At 70.5% G+C, this 3,100-nt stretch carries 3 protein-coding genes; all 3 read right to left on the bottom strand.

The window, feature by feature from the left end:
• Nucleotides 1-126: 126 nt before the first annotated feature.
• On the bottom strand, nt 127-1,362 hold the full coding sequence (locus ACFV2J_RS32655) for a lectin (protein ID WP_385442003.1): 1,236 nt from the start codon (nt 1,360-1,362) through the stop codon (nt 127-129).
• Between the two features lie 135 nt (nt 1,363-1,497).
• A complete protein-coding gene (locus ACFV2J_RS32650) occupies nt 1,498-2,172 on the bottom strand; it encodes a VanZ family protein (RefSeq protein ID WP_385083636.1) in 675 nt (224 codons plus the stop codon).
• A gap of 72 nt (nt 2,173-2,244) precedes the next feature.
• A complete protein-coding gene (locus ACFV2J_RS32645; RefSeq protein WP_385083635.1) occupies nt 2,245-2,895 on the bottom strand; it encodes a DUF4230 domain-containing protein in 651 nt (216 codons plus the stop codon).
• Nucleotides 2,896-3,100: the final 205 nt, after the last annotated feature.

Raw genomic sequence — 3,100 nt, 5'->3', positions numbered from 1 at the left:
GCCCCGGGGGCCCCCCGCGGGGCGCGCGGCGGGGGGCGCGGCCGGGGGGGGCGCGCGGGGGGGGCGGGGGGGGGGGGCGCCCCCCCCCCCCGCCCCCCCCGTCCCCCCGTCCCCCGAGGTGGATCGTCAGCTCACGGACCACTTCTGGTTGGCGCCGCCCGAGCACGTCCAGATCTGCAGCCGGGTGCTGTTGGCCGAGTTGTTGCCCGTCACGTCCAGACACTTGTTGGCCTGCGGGTTCACGATGTCGTGGGCCGCGCTGACGGCCCACTTCTGGTTGGGCCCGCCGGTGCAGTCCCACAGCTGGACGGTCGAGCCGTCCGCGGTGCCGCCGCCCGTGACGTCCAGGCACTTGCCCAGCGCGCGGATCGTGCCGTCGGAGGAGACCGTCCACCGCTGCGCCGTGGTGCCGTTGCAGTCGTAGAGCTGTACGGGCGTGCCGTTGGCCGCGCTCGCCCCGGCCACGTCCACGCACTTGCCGGCGAGACCGGTGATCGGGCCGCCGGTGGACCCCGAACCGTCGCTCGTCGTCACCTTCACCTCGTCCACCACCAACTGCTGCGGGAAGGCGGTGGATCCATCGGGGTCGCCCGGCCAGTAGCCGCCGACCGCGAGGTTGAGGATCATGAAGAACGGCTTGTTGAACACCCAGGTCCTGCCACCCAGATCGGCGGGCGTGCGCCGCTGGTAGACGTTGCCGTCCACCGACCAGGTGATCGAGTCGGGAGCCCAGTCGATGGCGAAGGTGTGGAAGGCGTCGGCGAAGGCCTGGCCGCCCGGCAGGGTGTAGCCGGCGCCGATGCCCCCGGAGCCGGAGTACCCGGGCCCGTGGATCGTGCCGTGCACGGTCGAGGGTTCGAAGCCGACGTTCTCCATGATGTCGATCTCGCCCGAGTCCGGCCAGTTGACCGGTGTGCCGAGCATCCAGAAGGCGGGCCACATGCCCTGCCCGCGCGGGATCTTCATCCGCGCCTCGACGTGACCGTAGGTCCCGGTGAACTTCCCTGAGGTGTTCATCCTGGCCGAGGTGTACTCACAACGCCCGTACCAGCACTGGTAGTTGCCCGGATTCTCGCGGCGGGCGGTGATCACCAGGTGGCCCTGGCCGTCCAGCTTCGCGTTGTTGTTGCCGGACGTGTAGTACTGCCGCTCGTGGTTGTTGACGTTGTCGCCGGTCTCGACCTGCCACTTCGAGGAGTCGACGCCGGCGCCCGAGGGACCGTCGAACGTGTCGGAGAAGGTGGTGACGGCCGCGACCGCCGTCGGGGGACCCGCCTGGGCGGGAACGACGGCGGCCGCGGTGACGAGCGCTGCGGACAGCACGGCCAAGAGGCATCTGCGGAGCAGGCGTGGGGAGTTCAAGACTCTCCCTTCCGTACGGTGCCCCGGGGAAGGAGGCGCCGACTGAGGTGGGGGGTGCGTGCTTCGCCTCTTGATTTAAGGAGTGAGGTAAGGGGGTGTCAATACTTTGGTCCGGACCAGCACTTCGGGTTCGGCTCAGGCCTCCCGGGAATCGCGCCGGTTCCGGAAGCGGCGGCGCGGGTGCACGGCCCGGCCCATCCGCCGTCCCAGCAGCAGATAGCCCACCAGGGCGCCGGTGGTGTTGAGGATGACGTCGTCGATGTCGAAGGCGCGCCCGGTGATGAACGCGCCCTGGGCGAGTTCCACGAGCAGCATGACCGCCGCGGTGAGCAGCACCACGCGCAGGATCCCGCGGGTGCGGGGGACGAGGACCGGCAGCAGGACGCCGAAAGGCACCCCGAGCAGGATGTTCCCGCCGATCTGCTTCACGGCGTCACGCAGCGCCGGCTGGTCCAGGTAGGCGCGCAGGGACCGGCCCGGGTGCAGATTGGTGTGGATCAGCGCCTTCGAGGCCGGGGACGGCTCCAGGGTCAGCCGGGCCAGGGCGACCGCGAACCCCACCATGGCCACGAAGGCCAGCAGCATGACCAGCAGCCGGACCAGCAGCGGGAGCGACCTGCGCTGTTCCTTGGCGGGTGCCGTGCGGGCGCCCCGGGCGGGCTTCTTGGAACGGCTCCGGAAGACCTTGGCCCTGTCCTTCGACGGTGTGCTGCGCTTGCCCTGTGCGGACGCCTTTCCCTTGTCCTGCGACGGTACCGTTGTCCGGCGGCCGGATTTCCCGGCACGCGCGCCCAGCGCCGTACGGATCACTCGATCCTCCTGGTTTCAACTTTTCTCTGCTCGAAGCCTGTTGCCCGCGATGCCGCGCGCCACACTCGTGGGTCAGGTGCCGTAGGTGACGGTCACGTCGGTGAAGCCGAGCGAGCGCAGCAGGCCGTCGAGCATGCTGGTGGTGTTCTGCTCGGCGCGTGCCGTCAGCCGGCTGTCCTTCGCGGCGTCGCCGATGTGCTTCGCCGCGAGTTTCTGTACGGACCGCTCGCTGTTCGGGTTGTCGGAGAAGAAGTCGCCCAGCCGGTCGAGCAGACCGCGCTGCTTGGACACGGCGTACGAGCGGTTGGGGTCGAGGGCGGGTTTGCCGAGCACCGCGTGCGGCAGGCGCAGGGTGGCCGAGGTCCGGTCGGAGTTGACCGTCACGTCGTTCTTGGCGAGCGACCCGAGATCGACGTACGCGTCGACCGTACCGGCGCCCACGTACAGCGTCCGGGACCCGCGGATGGCGTCGGGCAGGAACTTCGCGTCCTTCTCCAGGTCCACCACCACCTGGAAGTTCCCCGAGGCGGCGTCGTAGCGGCTCATGTCCTGGATCGACTGCAACAGCGCGGGCCCGGAGCGGTCGTGCGTCTCGGTGCCGAAGATGTCGCGCAGCCCCGGGAGAACGGCCAGCCGCAGCCCGGCGAACAGCACCACGAGCACCAGTACCACGGCGGTGATCACCTTGGCCCACACGGGCATGCGTTTGATGGACGTCGTCATGTCGACGGCCCTCCTTCCTGCTCCCCGCATGCCCACCAATCCCGTTGCTAGACCCCTCCGTTGGCGGTCCGATATCGGTGCAGGGGACACGGGTTCCGGTGGCGGGGCGCCGCGGGGGGGCGGGGGGGGTGCGAAACCCCCACCCCGCGAGCGCCCTGCTATACCCCCCGGAGGGGGCGCAGGCGGGGGGCTCCGACGGCCGCGG

The organism is Streptomyces sp. NPDC059668 (assembly GCF_042734135.1).
Lineage (GTDB): Bacteria > Actinomycetota > Actinomycetes > Streptomycetales > Streptomycetaceae > Streptomyces.
Note: the sequence above shows the minus strand (reverse complement) of the source record. Positions and strands in the feature narration are given on the sequence as shown.

Bases quoted from the DNA above. Each gene is read 5' to 3' on its own strand.
- ACFV2J_RS32645 (WP_385083635.1), bottom strand. From the start codon at position 2,895: ATGACGACGTCCATCAAACGCATGCCCGTGTGGGCCAAGGTGATCACC.